Below are 18497 nucleotides of genomic sequence, written 5' to 3' on the forward strand. Positions count from 1 at the left end.
CATGTGAGTTTATCCTCACACAAAATGCCCATGAGGGTAAAAATCCGCTACAGTTTGGGCACAGTCCTTTCCAGATAATAAGCTAGGAAAACGCTGGCTGTGAATTTCCAGCTATTTCCATCTTTAACTTATCAAGAGCAAAATTGGCGACTACAGTTTTCAAAATACCCCCAAAGTGTAATATAGCGATCGCTCTTGTTTTCGGCGCAAGTCAGGGATCGCAGGTGATGAAGGTGAGTTGATTTCATGATTCCTGCTTCCTTTGTGTCCCCTTACCTTATCTCTCATTCCCTATTCTGCAAAAGGTTGTGCCAAAATTAAATCAAAATTGAGAGCAAAAGCGAAGTGGGTTTTGTACCTATCTTGGAGCCGAGACTATGCAACCAATTCGTCAAGGTGATGTCATTCTACAACCTGTGCCACAAGTTGAGGGAGAAAAGATACCTCATTTAACTTTGGCAGAAGGTGAGGTAACTGGGCATAAGCACAGGATTACCGAAGGCGATGCTAAATTATTCTTGAAAAATGATACTCTTTATCTACGTGTTTATTCTACAACGGCTTTACTGAGTCATGAGGAACACAAGGCGATCGCAGTTCCTCAAGGTCATTGGATGGTGAAAATCCAAAGAGAATACGAGCCTGAAGGTTGGCGCTATGTCGCTGATTGAAAAGTTAACGCCCCAACATGAAGCTTTAATTCCAGTTTATCGGGAGAAGTGGCGAAAGATTGCGCTTTCAACTGAAAGAATTAATAGAGATAAAGCTGCGGAAGTTGTTGAGACTGTGTACTTATTTGCGGGAAAGAAACTGCCGCAAATTATTTTTTGTAATAGTCCTTATCAGGCTATTACCGAAATGCTATTACTGAATTCATCTCAAAATAAACTAGAAAATAATCTAGTAGATTCTGTAGAGGATTTGATAGAACATCAATTACAAGATTTTTGGAAACAATTATCCTTCAACCCAATTAGCTTAGTTTTTAGAGAAAATAATTTAGATAACCTAGAATCAGCTTTTAGGCAAGAAAATACCTTAAATTTATTAGGCAGGGTTCTTAGTATCAACCAATCTGAATTAGTTTGGCAGCTTTGGAGTAACAATGTGACTGCACAAGCTATTTACTCATTTGATTGGATAGATATTGCTGCTACATTTGATTTTTTTATTTCCGAGATAGACTGCTACTACGATCATAAAGTTTATCAAGTTGTTGAGCAGGTATTAGTGGCGGGGATGATGATATTTCCTTTTGAAGGATTCTGTTTTATCTGCGATCGCCCGCTTCATCTTCGCTTCGATAATCAAAATCGTCTCCACGCAGAAGGAGAACCTGCAATAGAGTACGCTGATGGATTTAGCCTTTACTCCTATCACGGCGTCACTTTACCAGAAAAATACGGTAAACTCCACCCACAGCAATGGCAAGCTCAATGGTTATTAACAGAGGATAATGCAGAACTGCGGCGAGTGTTAATTCAAGGTATTGGTTATGCTCGAATTTGCCAAGAATTACAAGCCATTGAATTAGATACCTGGAGAGAATATACCCTATTAAAAATTGCTGCTGATGTAGATGCAGAGCCAATTTACTTATTAAAAATGACTTGTCCCAGCACTGGATTTATCCACGCTTTGCGCGTTCCACCGGATATGACATCAGCCCATCAAGCAATTTGCTGGGTAAATTGGGGAATTGCACCAGAGGAATTTGCTATTCAAACCTGAATTATTGAATATCAGATGCAAAACTTAAGGATAAATCTACCTTTAGATTTTATTTAAGTACATTTTTATATTAGCAATTATGATTGACAAGTTAACACCCGAACAAGAAGCTTTAATTCCAATTTATCGGGATAAGTGGCGAAATATTGCACTTTCAACTGAGCGAATTGATAGAGAAAAAGCTGCGGAAGCAGTAAAAGCAGCCTACATAGCAATTGGTAAGAATGCTCCTAACATTATTTTTTATGAAAGTCCTTATTTAGCTCTAAAACATACTATCTTTGACAAGCTTGATTACTTGAAAAAGGAATTAAATAACAAAGTTGTTAGCCAATTAAATCATTCACCAATTAGTAAACTAAAAAAGCTGCAACGGGATTTGCTAGAAAAGCCACTAGAGCAATTGGGAAGACAAACTTCGTTTTTCAAAGATCTGAGTTATTCAATATATCCTCAAGTTTTTCAGGATATCAACATCGATGAAGAACTATTCGATGAACTAGTGTATGCTAAATTAAATAACAATTTTTCCGATATTTTAGGTTTTAGGCTAAGTTTTGTACTGGAAAATTACAGCAGAATATATCTGAATGAACAACTACAAAGTGAAGATTGGCAACAAATAAACCTGCAACTCGGAAGTCGGCTATCATCTTCTCTCCAAGCCAGTTTATACTCTTACATAAATAATTTCTTTGGGCTATGTTTTCAGCCAGAAGAAGAGTGCAAAATTAACAGCTTTCGGGATTTTATTATTACTTGTGTATGGTGTGCAGAAATTTTCCCAGAATTGTTAGTATATCAATCTTTAATTAAAGAGTGTGGATGGATTTTTACTTTTGATCAAGCTGTAATTATCTGCGATCGCCCGCTTCATCTGCGTTTAGATAATCAAAATCGTCTCCACGCAGAAGGAGAACCTGCAATAGAGTACGTTGATGGATTTAGCCTTTACTCCTATCACGGCGTCACTTTACCAGAAAAATACGGTAAACTCCACCCGCAACAATGGGAAGCTCAATGGTTATTAACAGAAGATAATGCGGAATGGCGGCGAGTGTTAATTCAAGGTATTGGTTATGCCCGAATTTGCCAAGAATTACAAGCAATTGAATTAGATACCTGGAGAGAATACAGCCTATTAAAAATTGACGCTGATGTAGATGCAGAGCCAATTTACTTATTAAAAATGACTTGTCCCAGCACTGGATTTATCCATGCTTTGCGTGTTCCACCAGATATGACATCAGCACATCAAGCTATTTGCTGGGTAAATTGGGGGATTGCGCCAGAGGAATTTGCTATTCAAACCTAAGTCAATACTGCTCGGTTAAGCTCAAAAACCTTAACCCGCGTAGGTTGGGGAGCCACTGCGTTGGACGGGTTTCCCGGCTTGAAGCAAGTGGCGTTTGAGGAACGAAACCCAACATTTGGGTAGCTCTGTTGGGTTTCGCAGAGCCTCAACCCAACCTACAATTTTCCTTAACCGAGCAGTATTCAAACCTAAGTGCAGATAAATATATTAGTCGAAATAATAAAAAATTTTGTATTTTAGCACACATGATGACAAATGGATAAGATATATTGCCAAATCACAGAAAAGTTGTGCTAGCATAAAATCGGAGAAGTTAAATTCGGCGGTCAAAATCTTGTTTTTATTTATAATTGCAAGTTGCTCTCCGGATAAGCATCTCTGCATCAATGGATTCGGGAGAGTTTCATGTCTATTTACGTAGGTAACCTATCCTACAGCGTCACACAAGACGACCTCAGCAAAGTATTTTCTGAGTACGGTACTGTTAAGCGAGTTCAATTACCCACAGATCGGGAAACTGGACGCGCGCGGGGCTTTGGTTTCGTGGAAATGGAATCATCAGCCGCCGAAGATGCAGCTATTCAAGCTCTAGATGGTGCTGAATGGATGGGGCGTGTAATGAAAGTTAATAAAGCTAGACCACGGGAGGACAAAGGTGCTCGCTCTGGCGGTGGCAATTGGGGAAGAAATGCTAGCGGATACTCAAGACAATATTAAGACTTGAGGCGATGCATTAAGGCAGGAAGATAAAAAGCCTTTAGCTAAAAAAATTATCCCATATTTAGCAGCTTCGGTAGCATACTGGACTGCTGATTTATATAAAAAGCAGTTCAAAATATCGCTGAACTGCTTATTTTTGCGTGAAATATTGAATAATGGATTGGCAGTAGAGAAAATGAATATAATTTACTCTATGGAATCGGACAAAAAGGTTTATGGAACTTTGGTTCAGAACAATAGATAGAATGAACAAAGTTAGCCTTGATGTCTAATCGCCAAAACCTATACAACTCATGGATTTTGCTAATCTTGCATCCCAGCTAAATGCGGGAACGATTTTACCAGAGGGTATTGTCATTCTCACCCTCTTGGGGGTTTTGATTGTTGATTTGATTTTGGGGCGTACATCTTCACGCTGGATTGGGTATCTAGCGATCGCAGGTTTATTAGCTGCGATTGTCGCCCTGAGCTTGCAATGGGATGCTACTAATCCCATTGCTTTTAGCGGTGGCTTTAATAGTGACGACCTCAGTATTGTCTTTCGCGGTATTATTGCCTTATCTGCCGCCGTCACTATTTTGATGTCCATTCGCTACGTAGAGCAGAGTGGCACCGCTTTAGCAGAATTCATCGCGATTTTGTTAACCGCTACCCTGGGGGGAATGTTTTTATCCGGGGCTAGTGAGTTGGTGATGATTTTCATCTCCTTAGAAACCCTGAGTATTTCCTCTTATTTGTTAACAGGTTATACCAAGCGTGACCCACGCTCAAATGAAGCAGCACTAAAATATCTGTTGATTGGGGCTTCCAGTACAGCAGTATTTTTATATGGCGTGTCCTTGCTTTATGGTTTATCTGGCGGACAAACTCAACTAAGTGCGATCGCCGATGGCATTGCCAAAGCACACATTGGGCAGTCATTGGGTATAGTCATTTCTCTGGTTTTTGTAATTGCCGGTATTGGCTTCAAAATTTCTGCTGCTCCCTTCCACCAATGGACTCCAGACGTTTACGAAGGCGCTCCTACCCCAGTGATTGCCTTTTTATCTGTAGGTTCCAAAGCAGCAGGTTTTGCCCTAGCTATCCGCTTACTCACCTCAGTCTTCCCCCTAGTCGCTGACGAATGGAAATTCGTCTTTACTGCCCTTGCAGTTCTTAGTATGGTGCTGGGTAACGTAGTTGCTCTCGCCCAAACCAGCATGAAACGAATGCTAGCCTATTCATCTATCGCCCAAGCTGGGTTTGTGATGATTGGGATGATTGCTGGTACTGAAGCCGGATATGCCAGTATGATTTTTTACTTGCTGGTCTATCTGTTCATGAACCTGTGCGGCTTTACCTGCATTATTTTGTTCTCCCTGAGAACCGGAACAGATCAAATTGCCGAATACTCTGGCTTATATCAAAAAGATCCACTGCTGACATTAGGCTTGAGTATCTCCCTGCTCTCTTTAGGTGGTATTCCCCCACTAGCAGGATTTTTCGGGAAAATTTACTTGTTCTGGGCAGGTTGGCAAGCTGGCCTTTACTGGTTAGTCCTGTTAGGCTTAGTTACCAGCGTTGTCTCCATCTACTACTACATTCGTGTAGTTAAGATGATGGTAGTCAAAGAACCTCAAGAAATGTCAGAAGTAGTGCAAAATTATCCCCCAGTGCAATGGAATTTACCTGGATTTAGACCTTTGCAAGTGGGTTTGATAGTAACTTTAATCGCCACTACTATTTCTGGGATTTTGTCAAATCCTCTATTTACTTTAGCTAACAATTCAGTTTCCCATACTGCAATATTGCAAGGAACTACTGCTGTTAGCACTCAGGCAAGTGCCGTTAACATCGAGCAGCCAGAGAAAATGTAAATTGAACGTCGGTAATGGGTAATTGCTCACAACAATTATCCATTACTTGTTTTGCGAATTTATTGGTAGAGTAATCGCAAATTCTGCGCCTTCACCAAAAACAGAATTTACTGCAATTTTTCCCCCATGTTTATCAACAATAATTTGTTGAGTAATAGATAAACCTAAACCTGTACCTTTGCCTACAGGTTTAGTTGTAAATAGATGGTCGAATATTTGTGATTTAATTTTATCGGGAATACCCAAACCATTATCTTGAATAGTAATTAAAATATTATTTTTATCGGCAATTAATTGAGTTTTGATTTTAATATAATTAGGATTTTTGGCAATTTCTTGATAGCTGCGTCCTAAATTAGACTCTTCTAAAGCATCAATTGCATTACCTAAAATGTTCATAAATACTTGGTTTAATTGCCCAGGAAAGCATTCTATGTCTGGTAAATCATCGTAATCGCGGATAATTTCAATAGCCGGACGCCGATTAGAAGCTTTTAATCTATGTTTGAGAATTAAAATAGTACTGTCAATGCCATCGTGAATATTAAAAGGAATTTTCACAGCACTATCAGCACGAGCAAAGGTGCGTAGAGACATACTAATATCGCAAATACGCTCTACTCCCTCATCCATAGAATCGAGAATATGGGGAAAATCTTTGAAAATATATTCTAAATCTATTTTGGCTGCGTGTTTGGCTATTTCTGTTGCTGAGGCTTGATTTTTATAAAGATGAATGTGATCGATTAAATCTTGCATATATTTTTGTGCAAAGGTGAGATTACCTTGCACAAAGCTAGTCGGATTATTAATTTCATGGGCTATTCCGGCGACTAATTCGCCCAAAGTGGACATTTTTTCACTTTGTACCAAACGCTGTTGAGATTGTTTTAACTGTTCCACAGTCGCAGTTAATTCTGCTGCTCGTTGTTCTAGCTTTTGGTTGAGATAAGATAATTTCAAATGAAGATTAATCCGCGCTAATACATCGGCTGGTTGAAATGGCTTGGTAATGTAGTCTACTGCACCGAGGGTTAAACCCTTGACTTTATCTACCACATCTGATATGGCGGTCATAAAAATCACGGGAATATTTTGAGTAGCTGGGTTTGCTTTTAAGCGTCGGCAAGTTTCAAAGCCATCAATTCCCGGCATCATCACATCTAATAAAATTAAGTCAGGCAAAATTTCTTGCACTTGTGCCAAAGCTATCTCGCCATTTTCCGCCAGTGAGGCTTGTAAACCGGAAGCTTGTAAATAATCAAACAGTAATTTGGCATTGTTTGGGTTATCGTCAACAATCAGGATCAGGCTTTGTTTATCAGTAACCATATTTACAGGTGTCAAATGTACTGTTTCAGTAACTGGAGAATGGCTAGTATGTCTATATAACTTTAAATTCACATTGATACACGATCGCTCCGGAGGCGATCGCTTTTTGAACAGTGTTTAATATCCATTAGCACAAATACTATAGGTATGTGTTGCTGAAACTATTTCACAATCAAGCTATTAGCTTGACTGCATCATGGAATGATTGCGGCTCAAGCTAAAAACCAAAGTTAAAAAGACAATAGTTAAGCTATAAACACAAAAGATAGTGTTGGATATGAATAAGTGCGAAATCGTCAATTCATTTATACCTTGTTTGCCATTAGCTTAGTGGGAATTCTCGGCTTTTCTTACATATCAGAGCAGCCTATTGGGAGATGTTATAAACGCGGATTTATTGCTTCAACCAACCAAAAACACTATATTTCTCCCGAAAAAATCGTGATTCAGCCTTGGCGGGGTCAACATCATGTTTATGGGATTTTTCAGATTCCCAACGGCTATATTCATGACTATTTGCTGCAATTACGGTTACCAACAAACACCATTTACTGTGGGACTGCGTACTTTAGTATACATCCCAATCTCAATGGAATTACTGCCCAACCAGGTAATTATTTAGTTAAGGGATATGTCAATACTAGATTAGCGTTGTGGCTCATGGTACAAGGTCAACTCGATCATCTACAACAACCGAGTAATTGGAGCCTGGGGTACGTGAGGAAAGAATGAGGCAGGGGGACAAATGACAATTGTAGAGACGCGATTAATCGCGTCTCTGATTAATCGCGTCTCTGATTAATCGCGTCTCTGATTAATCGCGTCTCTGATTAATCGCGTCTCTGATTAATCGCGTTTCTGATTAATCGCGTTTCTGATTAATCGCGTCTCTACACCAACATCCCCGCAATACAAGCGGTGATAAAACCTGCCAGTAAGCCGCCAATCATGGATTTTACACCCATCCGTGCTAGGTCGTGTTGGCGATCGGGTGCTAGACCGGCAAGTCCACCTATGGTAATTCCAATAGAGCCAATATTCGCAAAATTACATAAAGCGTAAGTAGCAATGATTATCGCTCTTTGGGAAATTTTGCCACTAGCAATTAATGTTTTTAAATCTAAAAAAGCAATAAACTCATTAAGAATAGTCTTTGTACCTAATAATGCGCCTACTTGCAGACAATCCGCCCAAGGTACACCCATCAACCAAGCTACAGGAGCCATAATAAAAGATAAAATCCACTGCAATGATAACTGGGGTAAATTAACAAAAGCTCCTAACCAAGCTAAAAAAGCATTGAAGGCTGCGAGTAAACCCAAAAAGGCGATGATCATCACCCCAACATTTACTGCTAGCTTGACGCCATCAATTGCACCTGTGGTGATAGCATCAATTACATTAATATAGTTTTTTTCCACATCTAGCTTGGCATGTCCAGCAGTTTCTGATACTTCGGTTTCTGGGTATAGCAGTTTTGACACAACTAAAGATGTGGGTGCAGTCATAAAGAAAGCTGCTATTAAATGTTCAGCAGGAATACCAAATGATAAATAAGCGCCTAATACTCCCCCTGCAATGGTAGCAAAACCGCCTGTCATTACAGCGTGCAGTTCTGATTGGGTCATTTTACCTACATAGGGCTTAACTATTAATGCTGACTCAGTTGGCCCTAAAAAGATATTTCCTGCACAGGATAAGGACTCGGAACCTGATGTTTTCATTGTCTTGATCATTATCCAGGCAAGTCCATTGACTATGCGCTGTAAAATTCCGTAGTAATATAAAACACTGATAAAAGCAGAGAAAAAGATAATTGTGGGTAATACTTGAAAGGCAAATAAGTGATCCTTGAAATTTTCGCCAAAGACAAATTTTGCACCCACATCAGAAAATGCTAAGAAATTGCTGACGACATCTCCTAAGGTTTTAAATACAGTCAAACCACCAGGAGTTTTGAGAATTAATAGGGCGAATGTAAATTCCAAACCCAACCCCCAGGCTATTGTTCGCCAACGAATAGCACTGCGATTCACAGACAAAGCGTAAGATATGCCTAGAAAAACTAAGATACCAAAGGCAGAGATAGCACGTTCCATAATAAATCCCCAGAATTTACTGCTTTGAGGCTTGGTCACAAAGCATACACAAAAAGAGGATTATGGGCTAGGGTGTGTTGACTGGTGACTGTTGACTGGTGACTGTTGACTGGTGACTGTTGACTGTTGACTGTTGACTGTTGACTGGGAAAAAGATTTTTTCTTGACAAAAAAAAGACCCCCGGTAATTAGCCGAGGGATTCTGCAAGTCGGTATTGTCGCACAAAGACATTCGCGAATTTCAAGATACCAACATGACAATTAAAATATCTGCCAAAATGCCAAATCCATATGTTTAGAGGATTGTAGAGATTAAGGTTCGGATCGGTTATCAAATTTAAGCTTTTTTACTGCTGTGTGATGTCCCAAATTACCGCAGTTGATTGTGTGGCGAAAACGGAAGATAAATTTTGTCATGAAACGTTGAAAATCTTGATTGTCTCAGGGTTGCCTCTGCTTCATGGGTGAGGTAAATCATACCGCAAATATGCAACACGGAAAATTTTGATTATGCTAAATTTAATGGACATAATATCAGATTTTCTGCCATAACCAGACAAGAAACATTTGTCAGGATAGTTGTTGATGCCAGACTCAACTGTTAACTAAAAAGTTGATATTTAAGCTTGTATTTTGTGTTTGGCGATTCAAGTATAAATCTTTGACAAAGAGAATCAATTGATACTGCAAGCGCTAAAATATCAGTTTTTAATCAAAAATTATCTTAAAAAAATCTAAAAAAAGTATGTTAAGTATTTCTGTTAATTTGGGTTTACCGCGCATACCTAATTTGGTGACTGCTTTACCAGGGCCGCGCGCTCAAGCAATTATAGAACGCGATCGCAATGTTACTTCTCCTTCTTACACTAGAGACTATCCCTTAGTTGTCGCTAGGGGTGAAGGTTGTATGGTGGAAGACGTTGATGGCAATGTTTTCTTAGATATGACAGCAGGTATCGCTGTTACCAACACCGGACATGCTCACCCTGAAGTTGTAGCCGCAATTCAAGCCCAATCAGCCCAATTGTTACACATGTCGGGGACTGATTTTTATTACGAACCGATGGTAGAACTGGCGGAAAAATTAGCGGTTCGCGCCCCTTTTCCCCAAGGTGCGAGGGTATTTTTTACTAACTCAGGGGCGGAGTCTAACGAAGGGGCAATTAAACTAGCTCGATATTACACCAAGCGATCGCACATCGTCGCTTTTTTAGGTGCATTTCACGGGCGTACCTATGGCGCAATGTCTTTGACTGGTTCTAAAGCTGTGCAAAGAGCTAATTTTGGCCCGTTTGTACCGGGAGTAACTCATATTCCCTACGGCACTCACGCTAGCTTAGATTATCTAGAAAAACAGCTATTCCCAACTCTATTACCACCAGAGGAAATCGCCGCCATTGTTGTAGAACCAATTCAAGGGGAAGGCGGTTATATTGTTCCTGAGTCAGGCTTTTTAGAAAGAATTCGCAATATATGCGATCGCTATGGCATCTTAATGGTAGTTGATGAAGTGCAATCGGGTATGGGGCGCACTGGTAAGTTATTTGCTATTGAGCATTGGGGCGTCATGCCAGATATTATTACCACAGCTAAAGGTATCGCTAGCGGTTTACCTCTAGGTGCAATCCTTTCTCGCCCAGAATTAATGACTTGGCCTCCTGGTGCCCACGCTACCACATTTGGGGGTAATCCTGTAGCTTGCGTTGCTGGTATTGCTACCCTGCGACTGTTAGAAGATGGTTTAATGAGCAACGCTTTAGAGATGGGAGAGCTATTACAAGCTGGGTTAACACAGTTACATGAGAAATTTCCCCGTGTCTCCCTACCCAGAGGTAAAGGCTTAATGGTAGCGATAGATTTAATAGATGAAGAAGGTAATTTAGATCGTCCCATGCGCGATCGCATAATTCAAGAAGCCTTCCTACGCGGTTTATTATTACTTGGTTGTGGTAAAGCCGCAATTCGTTTTTGTCCACCATTAATAATTGATAGCAACCAAATTCAAATCGCCCTTGATATTCTCGCGGATATTTTAGGGCATGGGGCATAGGGCATGGGGCATTGGGCATGGGGCATGGAGCATAGGGCATTGGGAAATAACAACTGACAACTGACAACTAACAAATGTACGGGCGGGTTCACAGATATCCTCAAATATCCATAAGGATTTCCCATAAACCCGCCCCTACTAACAACTGACAAATGACAAATGACAAATGACAAATGACAAACTTGCTATTCATCTTTACTCGTTACTGTGGCAAGAATATAGTGCCAGAGTAAGTTATGCTCGCACCTATCAGCAAATGATTACGGCGGCTGGTGGGACTGTAGCTAACGATCACATTGCTTTGCGGTCTTTACGTATGTCTATTAATACCCCAAAAGGTTTAGTTAACTTGGGGATTAACTATCTGGAACAATTAGCTACAGCTTTAGGTTACGTAGCCGCAGGGGAATATACATTTCCGGAAACTCATTTGTATGCCCGTCATTATACTCATCCCCAGGAAGCAGAATTTGATTTACCTAAGTTATTTATCAGCGAGTTAATTGTTGAGGAATTACCGGAGAGAATTGTCCAACTTATTAAAAAAACAGTCTCTTCATTTCAGGAAGAACTGATATTTTCTCTAACTGATTCTCTACTAGAAAATAAAAACGTAGAAACAACTGCTCAAGAATTACACAAAATATTTACTCGTCCTTGGCTACCTCCGCAACGTTTGGTTGTGGAAGAAGTTAACGAAGTAACTCAATATGGTGCTTGGGTATTGTTACATGGTTATGCTGTTAACCATTTTACAGGCTATGTGAATCGGCAAAATACACCAAAATATCCAGATATTGATGCTACTGTTAGCGGTTTAGTTAATCTGGGTGTACCGATGAAAGCGGAGATAGAAGGTAATATTGCTTGCGGTTTGCGACAAACTGCTACTCAAGCTGTTAAGGAAATGGTTACGGTTTTAGATGATAACAGTGGTGCGGAAATTCAGATTCCTTGGACTTACGCTTATTATGAAATTGCCCAGCGTTATCCTGTAGAAATAGAACCGGGTAAATCTAGACTGTTTGATGCTTTTTTGGGTAAGAATGCCCAGCAATTATTTGAAATGACACGGGTTGACGGTTGACTGTTGACTGTTGACTGTTGACTGCGCCGCACTGAGCCTGTCGAAGTGTTGACTATTGACGACAATAGATTCTGCAACTTACAGCAGTTTTCACCTATTTGAACCACATCTGTCGTAGTAGGGGCACGGCATCGACAATCTTTTGGTAAATACAATAATTTTACTGGTGCCGTGCCCCTACAGCGTGGTCTATTTACCTGAAAATAGCTGTAAAAGCACAATCAATAGCTTAACTCTCCTACAAACAATTTATATTTATTCACATCTATTGACCCTGAGCAAAGTCGCAGGGTCAAATTTTTTATCAATCTTAATGAGCAAGATAGTGATTGTTATCAAATCCAAAACAAAACTAGTAAAGATTGATTTTGATTATAAACTCGATGTAAATTACTATGATAATAGCTAAAATAGCGGTTTTTGCCCCAAGATGTCGATATTCTATAGTTTTTATGTGTACAGATAAATTCGTAGATTAGCTAAAAATCAATAGTTACAAAATATACCATTTTCTTTTTGTCGGTTTCCATGATTGACCAATTATCAGTTAAAAAAATAGAGGATGCAAAATGAGTTTAATTGGGATAACGCTGCGGAATCGATATCAAATTTTTAAACAATTGGGAGTTGGTGGATTTGGTGAGACTTACCTGGCTTATGATTTGGATTTACCTGACTACCCTACATGCGTAGTCAAGCATCTCAAACCTAAAAATGCAAATCCGACGATTTTAGAAATTGCTCAAAAAAAGTTTGACCAAGAAGCAAAAATTTTATACAAACTTGGGAACGCACATCCGCAAATTCCCCAATTATTTGCCCATTTTCTGGAAAACGAAAAATTTTATTTAGTTCAAGAATACGTTGATGGGAATAACTTAACATCAGAAATTATTCCTGGTTACCGTCAAAGCGAAGCTGAAGTATTAAAACTTACCAAGGAAATCTTAGAAGTTTTAGCGTTTGTGCATCAACAAGGTATTATCCACCGAGATATCAAACCAATGAATTTAATGCGGCGCAAAGATGGGAAAATTGTACTGATTGACTTTGGCGCAGTTAAAGAAATTGGTGCTTTGCAAGTTAATCCTCAAGGTGAAAGTAGCCTGACAGTAGCAATTGGTACTCCTGGCTATATGCCTAGCGAACAACAGGCGCTTTATCCCCAGTTTAGTAGCGATATCTATGCAGTGGGGATTATTGCTTTTCAGGCTTTGACTGGGTTACAACCTCTCCAGCTACCACGAAATGTTAATGGTGAGATATGTTGTGCTTTGTTCCAAGGCACAGTTAATATCAGCCTTGGCTTTGCAGAATTTTTAGATAAAATGGTGCGCTATGACTATCGCCAGCGTTACCAAGATGCTACGGCAGCTTTGCAGGCTTTACAGCAACAGTTTAATATATCTCAGGCTCAAACATTGGTGCCAGCGCCACCAACAGCTAGGCTAATTTCTTCTCAGTCTGGTGGTGAGGCTTCGATTTTCCAAAAAATTAGGCTATTCTTCCAAGATTTATTTAGTGAAAGTACACCGGATAATTCTTTTGCATCAACTGTTGCGATTACTCAGCCTGCTTTTAATTCTGCTGCTAAACAGATACATTTTGAACAGCCAGAAGGACAGGTTAGTTTAGAATCAGCTTTTTATATAGAACGTCCACCGATTGAGAGTGACTGTTATGAAGAAATTTTACAATCAGGGGCGCTGATTCGGATTAAAGCTCCTCGACAAATGGGTAAAACTTCACTGTTAACGCGGATTCTTGATTGTGGAACAAAACAAGGTTATTCTGCTGCTTATTTAAACTTTCAATCAGCAGATGCAGAATTTTTTACTAACTTAGATAAATTCTTGCAATGGTTTTGTGTGAGTATTGCTCAAGAATTGAATCTCCCAGATAAATTAAGAGAATATTGGCAAGGTGTTTTGGGTAGTAAAGACAAGTGTACCAACTACTTTCAAAGATACTTGCTTGCAGAAATTCCTCACCCGATTGTTTTAGGTTTAGATGAAGTCGATCAAGTTTTTCAATATCCGCAAGTAGCCTCGGAATTTTTTGCATTGTTACGAGCTTGGCATGAAACTTCTAAGAATAAAGAAATTTGGAAAAAGCTGCGCTTGGCGATTGTTCATTCTAAGGAAGTGTATATTCCTTTAAATATTAATCAATCACCATTTAATGTGGGATTGCCAATTGAGTTACCAGAGTTTAATAAATTACAGGTAGAGGATTTGCTGCAACGCCATGATTTACATTGGCATGAAGTAGAAATTCAGCAATTCATGGATATGTTAGGGGGACATCCATATTTGGTGAGAAAAGCTATTTATGAAATTGCTCGTGGCAGGATAAATTTATCACAATTATTACAAATTGCGCCTACAGAAGAAGGTTTTTACAGCGACCATTTACGCAGACATTTATCGAATTTACAGGAGGATATTAACTTAGCTAGTGCGATGAAACAAGTAGTTGCAGCTAGTAGTTCAGTACGCATAGATTCTGGTTTGGCATTTAAATTACGCAGTATGGGATTGGTGAAATTTCAGGTGAATAATGTTATTTCTTCCTGTGAGTTGTATCGTCAGTATTTTGATGAGCATTTGGGGTGAATTTATGAGGATGTCTAAAAATTTTGTAGTATGTAGTTGGGTCGTAGGGGCACGGCACCGACAATCTTTTCGTACATACAATAATTTTACTGGTGCCGTGCCCCTACAGCGTGGTTTATTTACCTGAAAATATCTGTAAATTATTCAGTATGGGGTTGGTGAAATTTCAGGTGAATAATGTTATTTCTTCGTGTGAGTTGTATCGTCAGTATTTTGATGAGCATTTGGGGTGAATTTATGAGGATGTCTAAAAAGTTTGTAGGTTGACATTTTGACAAATGTTGGGTTTCGTTCCTCAACCCAACCTACAGCTAATGCAAAATTTTAAACAAAAGTTGAGATATAACTAAATGAATGCCATACCCCGCCCATCTTACGAATATCAAGTAGGGGGCAGTTTACCAGTTAATGCCCCAACTTATGTGCAACGACAAGCAGATATTGAACTTTACCAAGCATTAAAAGCGGGAGAGTTTTGTTATGTGCTGAATTCGCGGCAAATGGGTAAGTCGAGTTTGCGGGTACAGACGATGCAACGATTGCAAGCAGAGGGTATTGCCTGTGCTGATATTGATATTACAGGAATTGGCACTGCTGATATCACTTCTGAACAATGGTATGCAGGGGTGATTAATGGCATTATTAACAGTCTCCATCTTTACGATAGCTTTGATTTAGATGATTGGTGGACTAGTCACAGTTCATTGTCTTCTGTTAACCGATTTAGCGAGTTTATTGAAAGAGTTCTGCTTAATTCAATTTCACAAAAGATTGTGATTTTTGTTGATGAAATTGACAGCGTATTGAGTCTGGGATTTAATATTGATGATTTTTTTGCGTTAATTAGAAAGTTTTATAACAGTCGCGCAACTCAGCCAGAATATCAAAGGTTGAGTTTTGCTTTATTTGGAGTGGCGACTCCCTCAGATTTAATTCAAGATAGGCAACGTACACCATTTAATATTGGTAGGGCAATTGAACTGACTGGTTTTAAGTTACAAGAAGCCCAACCATTAGCTGGGGGTTTGGCGACGAAAAGTAAAAATCCCAAGTTGGTAATGGAAGCCATTTTAGAGTGGACAGGGGGACAACCATTTCTTACTCAAAAAATTTGTAAATTAATTCTGAATCATGATTCTCCCATTCCAGAGGATAGGGTGGCGGCGTGGGTAGAGGAATTGGTGCAAACCAAAGTAATTTCTAATTGGGAATCGCAGGATGAACCAGAGCATTTAAAGACAATTCGCGATCGGATTTTACGCAGTGGTGGACAGCGTACAGGTAGATTGTTAGGGTTATATCAGCAAATTTTGCAACAGGAAGAAATTGCAGATAATAATAGTTTAGAGCAAACTCAATTGCGGCTTTCGGGATTGGTCGTCAGGCGCAAGGGCAAGCTGGGAGTTTATAACCGGATATATGCTGCTGTGTTTAACCTGAATTGGCTGGAAAAAGCACTGGCTGATTTACGCCCCTATGGAGAAGCACTAAAAGCTTGGGTAGATTCAGGTTATCAAGATGAATCGCGTTTATTGCGAGGGCAAGCTTTGCGGGATGCCTTAGCTTGGGCAAGTGATAAAAGTTTGATTGATGAAGATTATAAGTTTTTAGCTGCTAGCGAAAGAATAGATAAAAGAGAAATTGAAATTGCTTTAGAAGTTAAAGAAGAAGAAGGAAGGATATTAGCACAAGCGAATGAGACTTTAAATAAAGCGCAAACAAAAGCCAAGCAACAAATTCGCATTGGTACAATTCTTTTAGCTGTGTCGATAGTTGGAGCAATTATTGCTGGAATATTTGCAGCTAGTGCAATTAAGCAAGCACAAGAAGCCCAGGAAGGTACAAAGCTGGAACAAACAGGAGTTTCAGCATTAAACCAGTTTGAGAAACAAAATCAAGAACTAGATGCTTTAGTTGCGGCTATGGATGGGGGACAAAGGTTACAAGAACTGGTGAAAGATGGACGACCTTTAGACCTATACCCCGCTAGTAGCCCGATTTTGGCTTTGCAAACAATTGTTGATAATATCCGCGAACGGGTGCAACTTAAAGGGCATCAAGGTTCGGTGAACAGCGCCAGCTTTAGCCCGGATGGACAGCGCATCGTCACTGCATCAGATGACAAAATTGCCAAGGTGTGGGACAGCAATGGCAAGTTGCTCGCTGACCTCAAAGGGCATCAAGATTTGGTCAGCAGCGCCAGCTTTAGCCCGGATGGACAGCGCATCCTCACTGCATCAGATGACAACACCGCCAAGGTGTGGCGGGTTGGTGGGTTGGATGATTTGCTGGCGCGGGGTTGCGACTGGCTGCAAGATTATTTTGTCACCCATCCTGAGGTGCGGGAGAGGTTGAAGGTGTGTCGGTGAGGGTTGTTGACGGTTGACGGTTGACGGTTGACTGTTTTTATTAGTAGTTAGGCAATTTAGACGCGCATTAGCTTAGGGCTGGGGGTTGTCTGTTTGTGATGGGGCGATCGCTTTTAGTTTTGTGTTAAAAATGATACTGATTTAAATATTGTTTGCGGTATATCAATATAATCTAGAGGGCATGGCGGTGCCAGTGCCCCTACCATGTTTGGCATTCTTTTTTAAAATTGGTATGGCAATTAAGGGCAATTTGCTATAAATAGCAAGTTCTCGCAGTCGTTTTGATTGGCTTCAATGTTGTGTTGATTGCAATCAATGTTGCGTTGATTGTCGTCAATGTTGTGCTGATTGCAATCAATGTTGCGTTGATTGTCGTCAATGTTGTGTTGATTGCAATCAATGTTGTGTTGATTGTCGTCAATGTTGTGTTGATTGCAATCAATGTTGCGTTGATTGTCGTCAATGTTGTGTTGATTGCAATCGATATCGAGGTGTGATGTGTCAGACAAGGGACTGCGCACCCATTGCATTAAAGTGCGATCGCATTATTGCTGCACATTAACGCCCGCAGGAGTAGCCACGCACCTTATTCTCTGCTTTGGTGCGTTGCGCTACGCGACAACACACCCTACGTCTAGGTCTTTGTGTTTAAGCATTTTTGGGCTGCGAGATTCAGCTACTATATTGAATTTATTCGCCATATTCTATTCCCCATACTCAAAAACTCAATCTACTTGGGGGTGGAGTTTTTCATTTTAAATTTATTTATAAATACTCCCTAAGAAGGAAGCTAAAATTTAAAAATTAATTTTATCCACACTCTAATACCAATTTCAATAATCTTTGCGACACATCAAAATATTCTAGAGGGCATGGCAGTGCCAGTGCCCCTACAATCTGTCGCATTCTTTTCTCCCATTGGTATAACCTAGCGTTTTTGCTGCCATTTCTTGTAACTGAATTGTTTAGATTTCGCTCACAAAAAAATTTTTATAATCTTATATTTGTTTATGTTAAGTTATGCATCAAAATCTTAAATTAACTATGTTAACAGCTAAATAATCAGCTATTTTTTGTGGTGAAAAATACAAAACTCCATCCACGGATCGGAGTTTTTGGACATGGGGAATCGGGTATGGGAAAGAACATACCAATGCCCAATGCCCAATGCCCAATGCCCAATGCCCCAAGCGGCGGGGCAGTTGTCCCTCTCCACCCACAAGAGTATGCAGTTTCCCGCCGCTTTCAAAGTTTGAGCGATCGCCTGGATATTGAATTCGCAAACTGTTTCGCCCAAGAGTGCCAATTATGACACAGCAAAAT

General features: G+C 39.9%; 16 protein-coding genes. 13 read left to right on the top strand and 3 right to left on the bottom strand.

Annotated features, from left to right (window positions below; translation table 11 throughout):
* Positions 1 to 377 precede the first annotated feature (377 nt).
* The 5 genes from H6G08_RS11015 (at position 378) to H6G08_RS11035 (ending at position 5622) form a co-directional block, all read left to right on the top strand.
* Positions 378 to 671, top strand: a complete 294-nt coding sequence (locus H6G08_RS11015; protein WP_190541677.1) for a DUF8820 family protein — start codon at positions 378 to 380, stop codon at positions 669 to 671.
* Entirely contained in the window at positions 658 to 1731 is a 1074-nt protein-coding gene (locus H6G08_RS11020; RefSeq protein WP_190541681.1) for a DUF6745 domain-containing protein, read from the top strand. Before H6G08_RS11015 ends, H6G08_RS11020 begins: the two co-directional genes overlap by 14 nt.
* Positions 1732 to 1810: 79 nt before the next feature.
* Positions 1811 to 3046: a DUF6745 domain-containing protein gene (locus H6G08_RS11025; protein ID WP_190541684.1), complete on the top strand. Its 1236-nt coding sequence runs from the start codon at positions 1811 to 1813 to the stop codon at positions 3044 to 3046.
* A gap of 405 nt (positions 3047 to 3451) precedes the next feature.
* The gene (rbp, locus tag H6G08_RS11030) at positions 3452 to 3763 is read left to right on the top strand and encodes an RNA-binding regulator (protein WP_190541686.1); all 312 of its coding nucleotides are present in this window, start codon (positions 3452 to 3454) and stop codon (positions 3761 to 3763) included.
* A gap of 296 nt (positions 3764 to 4059) precedes the next feature.
* A complete protein-coding gene (locus H6G08_RS11035; RefSeq protein WP_190541690.1) occupies positions 4060 to 5622 on the top strand; it encodes an NAD(P)H-quinone oxidoreductase subunit N in 1563 nt (520 codons plus the stop codon).
* 42 nt (positions 5623 to 5664) lie between these two features.
* Here the strand turns inward: H6G08_RS11035 and H6G08_RS11040 are convergent, their stop codons facing one another.
* A complete protein-coding gene (locus tag H6G08_RS11040; RefSeq protein ID WP_190541694.1) occupies positions 5665 to 6954 on the bottom strand; it encodes a sensor histidine kinase in 1290 nt (429 codons plus the stop codon).
* Positions 6955 to 7239: 285 nt separating this feature from the next.
* Here H6G08_RS11040 and H6G08_RS11045 point away from each other — a divergent pair, with 285 nt between their 5' ends.
* The gene (locus tag H6G08_RS11045) at positions 7240 to 7686 is read left to right on the top strand and encodes a hypothetical protein (protein ID WP_190541699.1); all 447 of its coding nucleotides are present in this window, start codon (positions 7240 to 7242) and stop codon (positions 7684 to 7686) included.
* Positions 7687 to 7844: 158 nt separating this feature from the next.
* Here the strand turns inward: H6G08_RS11045 and H6G08_RS11050 are convergent, their stop codons facing one another.
* The gene (locus tag H6G08_RS11050) at positions 7845 to 9053 is read right to left on the bottom strand and encodes a NupC/NupG family nucleoside CNT transporter (RefSeq protein ID WP_190541796.1); all 1209 of its coding nucleotides are present in this window, start codon (positions 9051 to 9053) and stop codon (positions 7845 to 7847) included.
* A gap of 67 nt (positions 9054 to 9120) precedes the next feature.
* Positions 9121 to 9285, bottom strand: a complete 165-nt coding sequence (locus H6G08_RS11055) for a hypothetical protein (protein WP_190541701.1) — start codon at positions 9283 to 9285, stop codon at positions 9121 to 9123.
* A gap of 513 nt (positions 9286 to 9798) precedes the next feature.
* Between H6G08_RS11055 and H6G08_RS11060 the strand changes: the two genes are divergently transcribed.
* The 7 genes from H6G08_RS11060 (at position 9799) to H6G08_RS11090 (ending at position 18486) form a co-directional block, all read left to right on the top strand.
* Complete coding sequence (locus H6G08_RS11060) at positions 9799 to 11103, top strand: acetyl ornithine aminotransferase family protein (RefSeq protein WP_190541706.1); 1305 nt, start codon at positions 9799 to 9801, stop codon at positions 11101 to 11103.
* Positions 11104 to 11269: 166 nt separating this feature from the next.
* Positions 11270 to 12190: a DUF1338 domain-containing protein gene (locus H6G08_RS11065; protein ID WP_190541709.1), complete on the top strand. Its 921-nt coding sequence runs from the start codon at positions 11270 to 11272 to the stop codon at positions 12188 to 12190.
* Positions 12191 to 12759: 569 nt separating this feature from the next.
* Positions 12760 to 14805, top strand: a complete 2046-nt coding sequence (locus H6G08_RS37455; protein WP_190541712.1) for an AAA-like domain-containing protein — start codon at positions 12760 to 12762, stop codon at positions 14803 to 14805.
* A 110-nt stretch (positions 14806 to 14915) separates the two neighbouring features.
* A complete protein-coding gene (locus H6G08_RS38130; RefSeq protein ID WP_313941826.1) occupies positions 14916 to 15038 on the top strand; it encodes an AAA-like domain-containing protein in 123 nt (40 codons plus the stop codon).
* Positions 15039 to 15155: 117 nt separating this feature from the next.
* Positions 15156 to 17174 (top strand): AAA-like domain-containing protein, encoded by a 2019-nt coding sequence (locus H6G08_RS11080; RefSeq protein WP_190541715.1) that lies wholly within the window; start codon positions 15156 to 15158, stop codon positions 17172 to 17174.
* 299 nt (positions 17175 to 17473) lie between these two features.
* A complete protein-coding gene (locus H6G08_RS11085) occupies positions 17474 to 17671 on the top strand; it encodes a hypothetical protein (RefSeq protein ID WP_190541719.1) in 198 nt (65 codons plus the stop codon).
* A 677-nt stretch (positions 17672 to 18348) separates the two neighbouring features.
* Entirely contained in the window at positions 18349 to 18486 is a 138-nt protein-coding gene (locus tag H6G08_RS11090; protein ID WP_190541721.1) for a hypothetical protein, read from the top strand.
* Positions 18487 to 18497 lie beyond the last annotated feature (11 nt).

The organism is Calothrix anomala FACHB-343, assembly GCF_014696435.1.
Classification (GTDB): Bacteria; Cyanobacteriota; Cyanobacteriia; order Cyanobacteriales; family Nostocaceae; genus Aulosira; species Aulosira anomala_A.

Bases quoted from the DNA above. Each gene is read 5' to 3' on its own strand.
- H6G08_RS11015 (WP_190541677.1), top strand. From the start codon at position 378: ATGCAACCAATTCGTCAAGGTGATGTCATTCTACAACCTGTGCCACAA.
- H6G08_RS11020 (WP_190541681.1), top strand. From the start codon at position 658: ATGTCGCTGATTGAAAAGTTAACGCCCCAACATGAAGCTTTAATTCCA.
- H6G08_RS11025 (WP_190541684.1), top strand. From the start codon at position 1,811: ATGATTGACAAGTTAACACCCGAACAAGAAGCTTTAATTCCAATTTAT.
- rbp (WP_190541686.1), top strand. From the start codon at position 3,452: ATGTCTATTTACGTAGGTAACCTATCCTACAGCGTCACACAAGACGAC.
- H6G08_RS11035 (WP_190541690.1), top strand. From the start codon at position 4,060: ATGGATTTTGCTAATCTTGCATCCCAGCTAAATGCGGGAACGATTTTA.
- H6G08_RS11040 (WP_190541694.1), bottom strand. From the start codon at position 6,954: ATGGTTACTGATAAACAAAGCCTGATCCTGATTGTTGACGATAACCCA.
- H6G08_RS11050 (WP_190541796.1), bottom strand. From the start codon at position 9,053: ATGGAACGTGCTATCTCTGCCTTTGGTATCTTAGTTTTTCTAGGCATA.
- H6G08_RS11055 (WP_190541701.1), bottom strand. From the start codon at position 9,285: ATGTCTTTGTGCGACAATACCGACTTGCAGAATCCCTCGGCTAATTAC.
- H6G08_RS11060 (WP_190541706.1), top strand. From the start codon at position 9,799: ATGTTAAGTATTTCTGTTAATTTGGGTTTACCGCGCATACCTAATTTG.
- H6G08_RS11065 (WP_190541709.1), top strand. From the start codon at position 11,270: ATGACAAATGACAAACTTGCTATTCATCTTTACTCGTTACTGTGGCAA.
- H6G08_RS37455 (WP_190541712.1), top strand. From the start codon at position 12,760: ATGAGTTTAATTGGGATAACGCTGCGGAATCGATATCAAATTTTTAAA.
- H6G08_RS11080 (WP_190541715.1), top strand. From the start codon at position 15,156: ATGAATGCCATACCCCGCCCATCTTACGAATATCAAGTAGGGGGCAGT.
- H6G08_RS11090 (WP_190541721.1), top strand. From the start codon at position 18,349: ATGCCCAATGCCCCAAGCGGCGGGGCAGTTGTCCCTCTCCACCCACAA.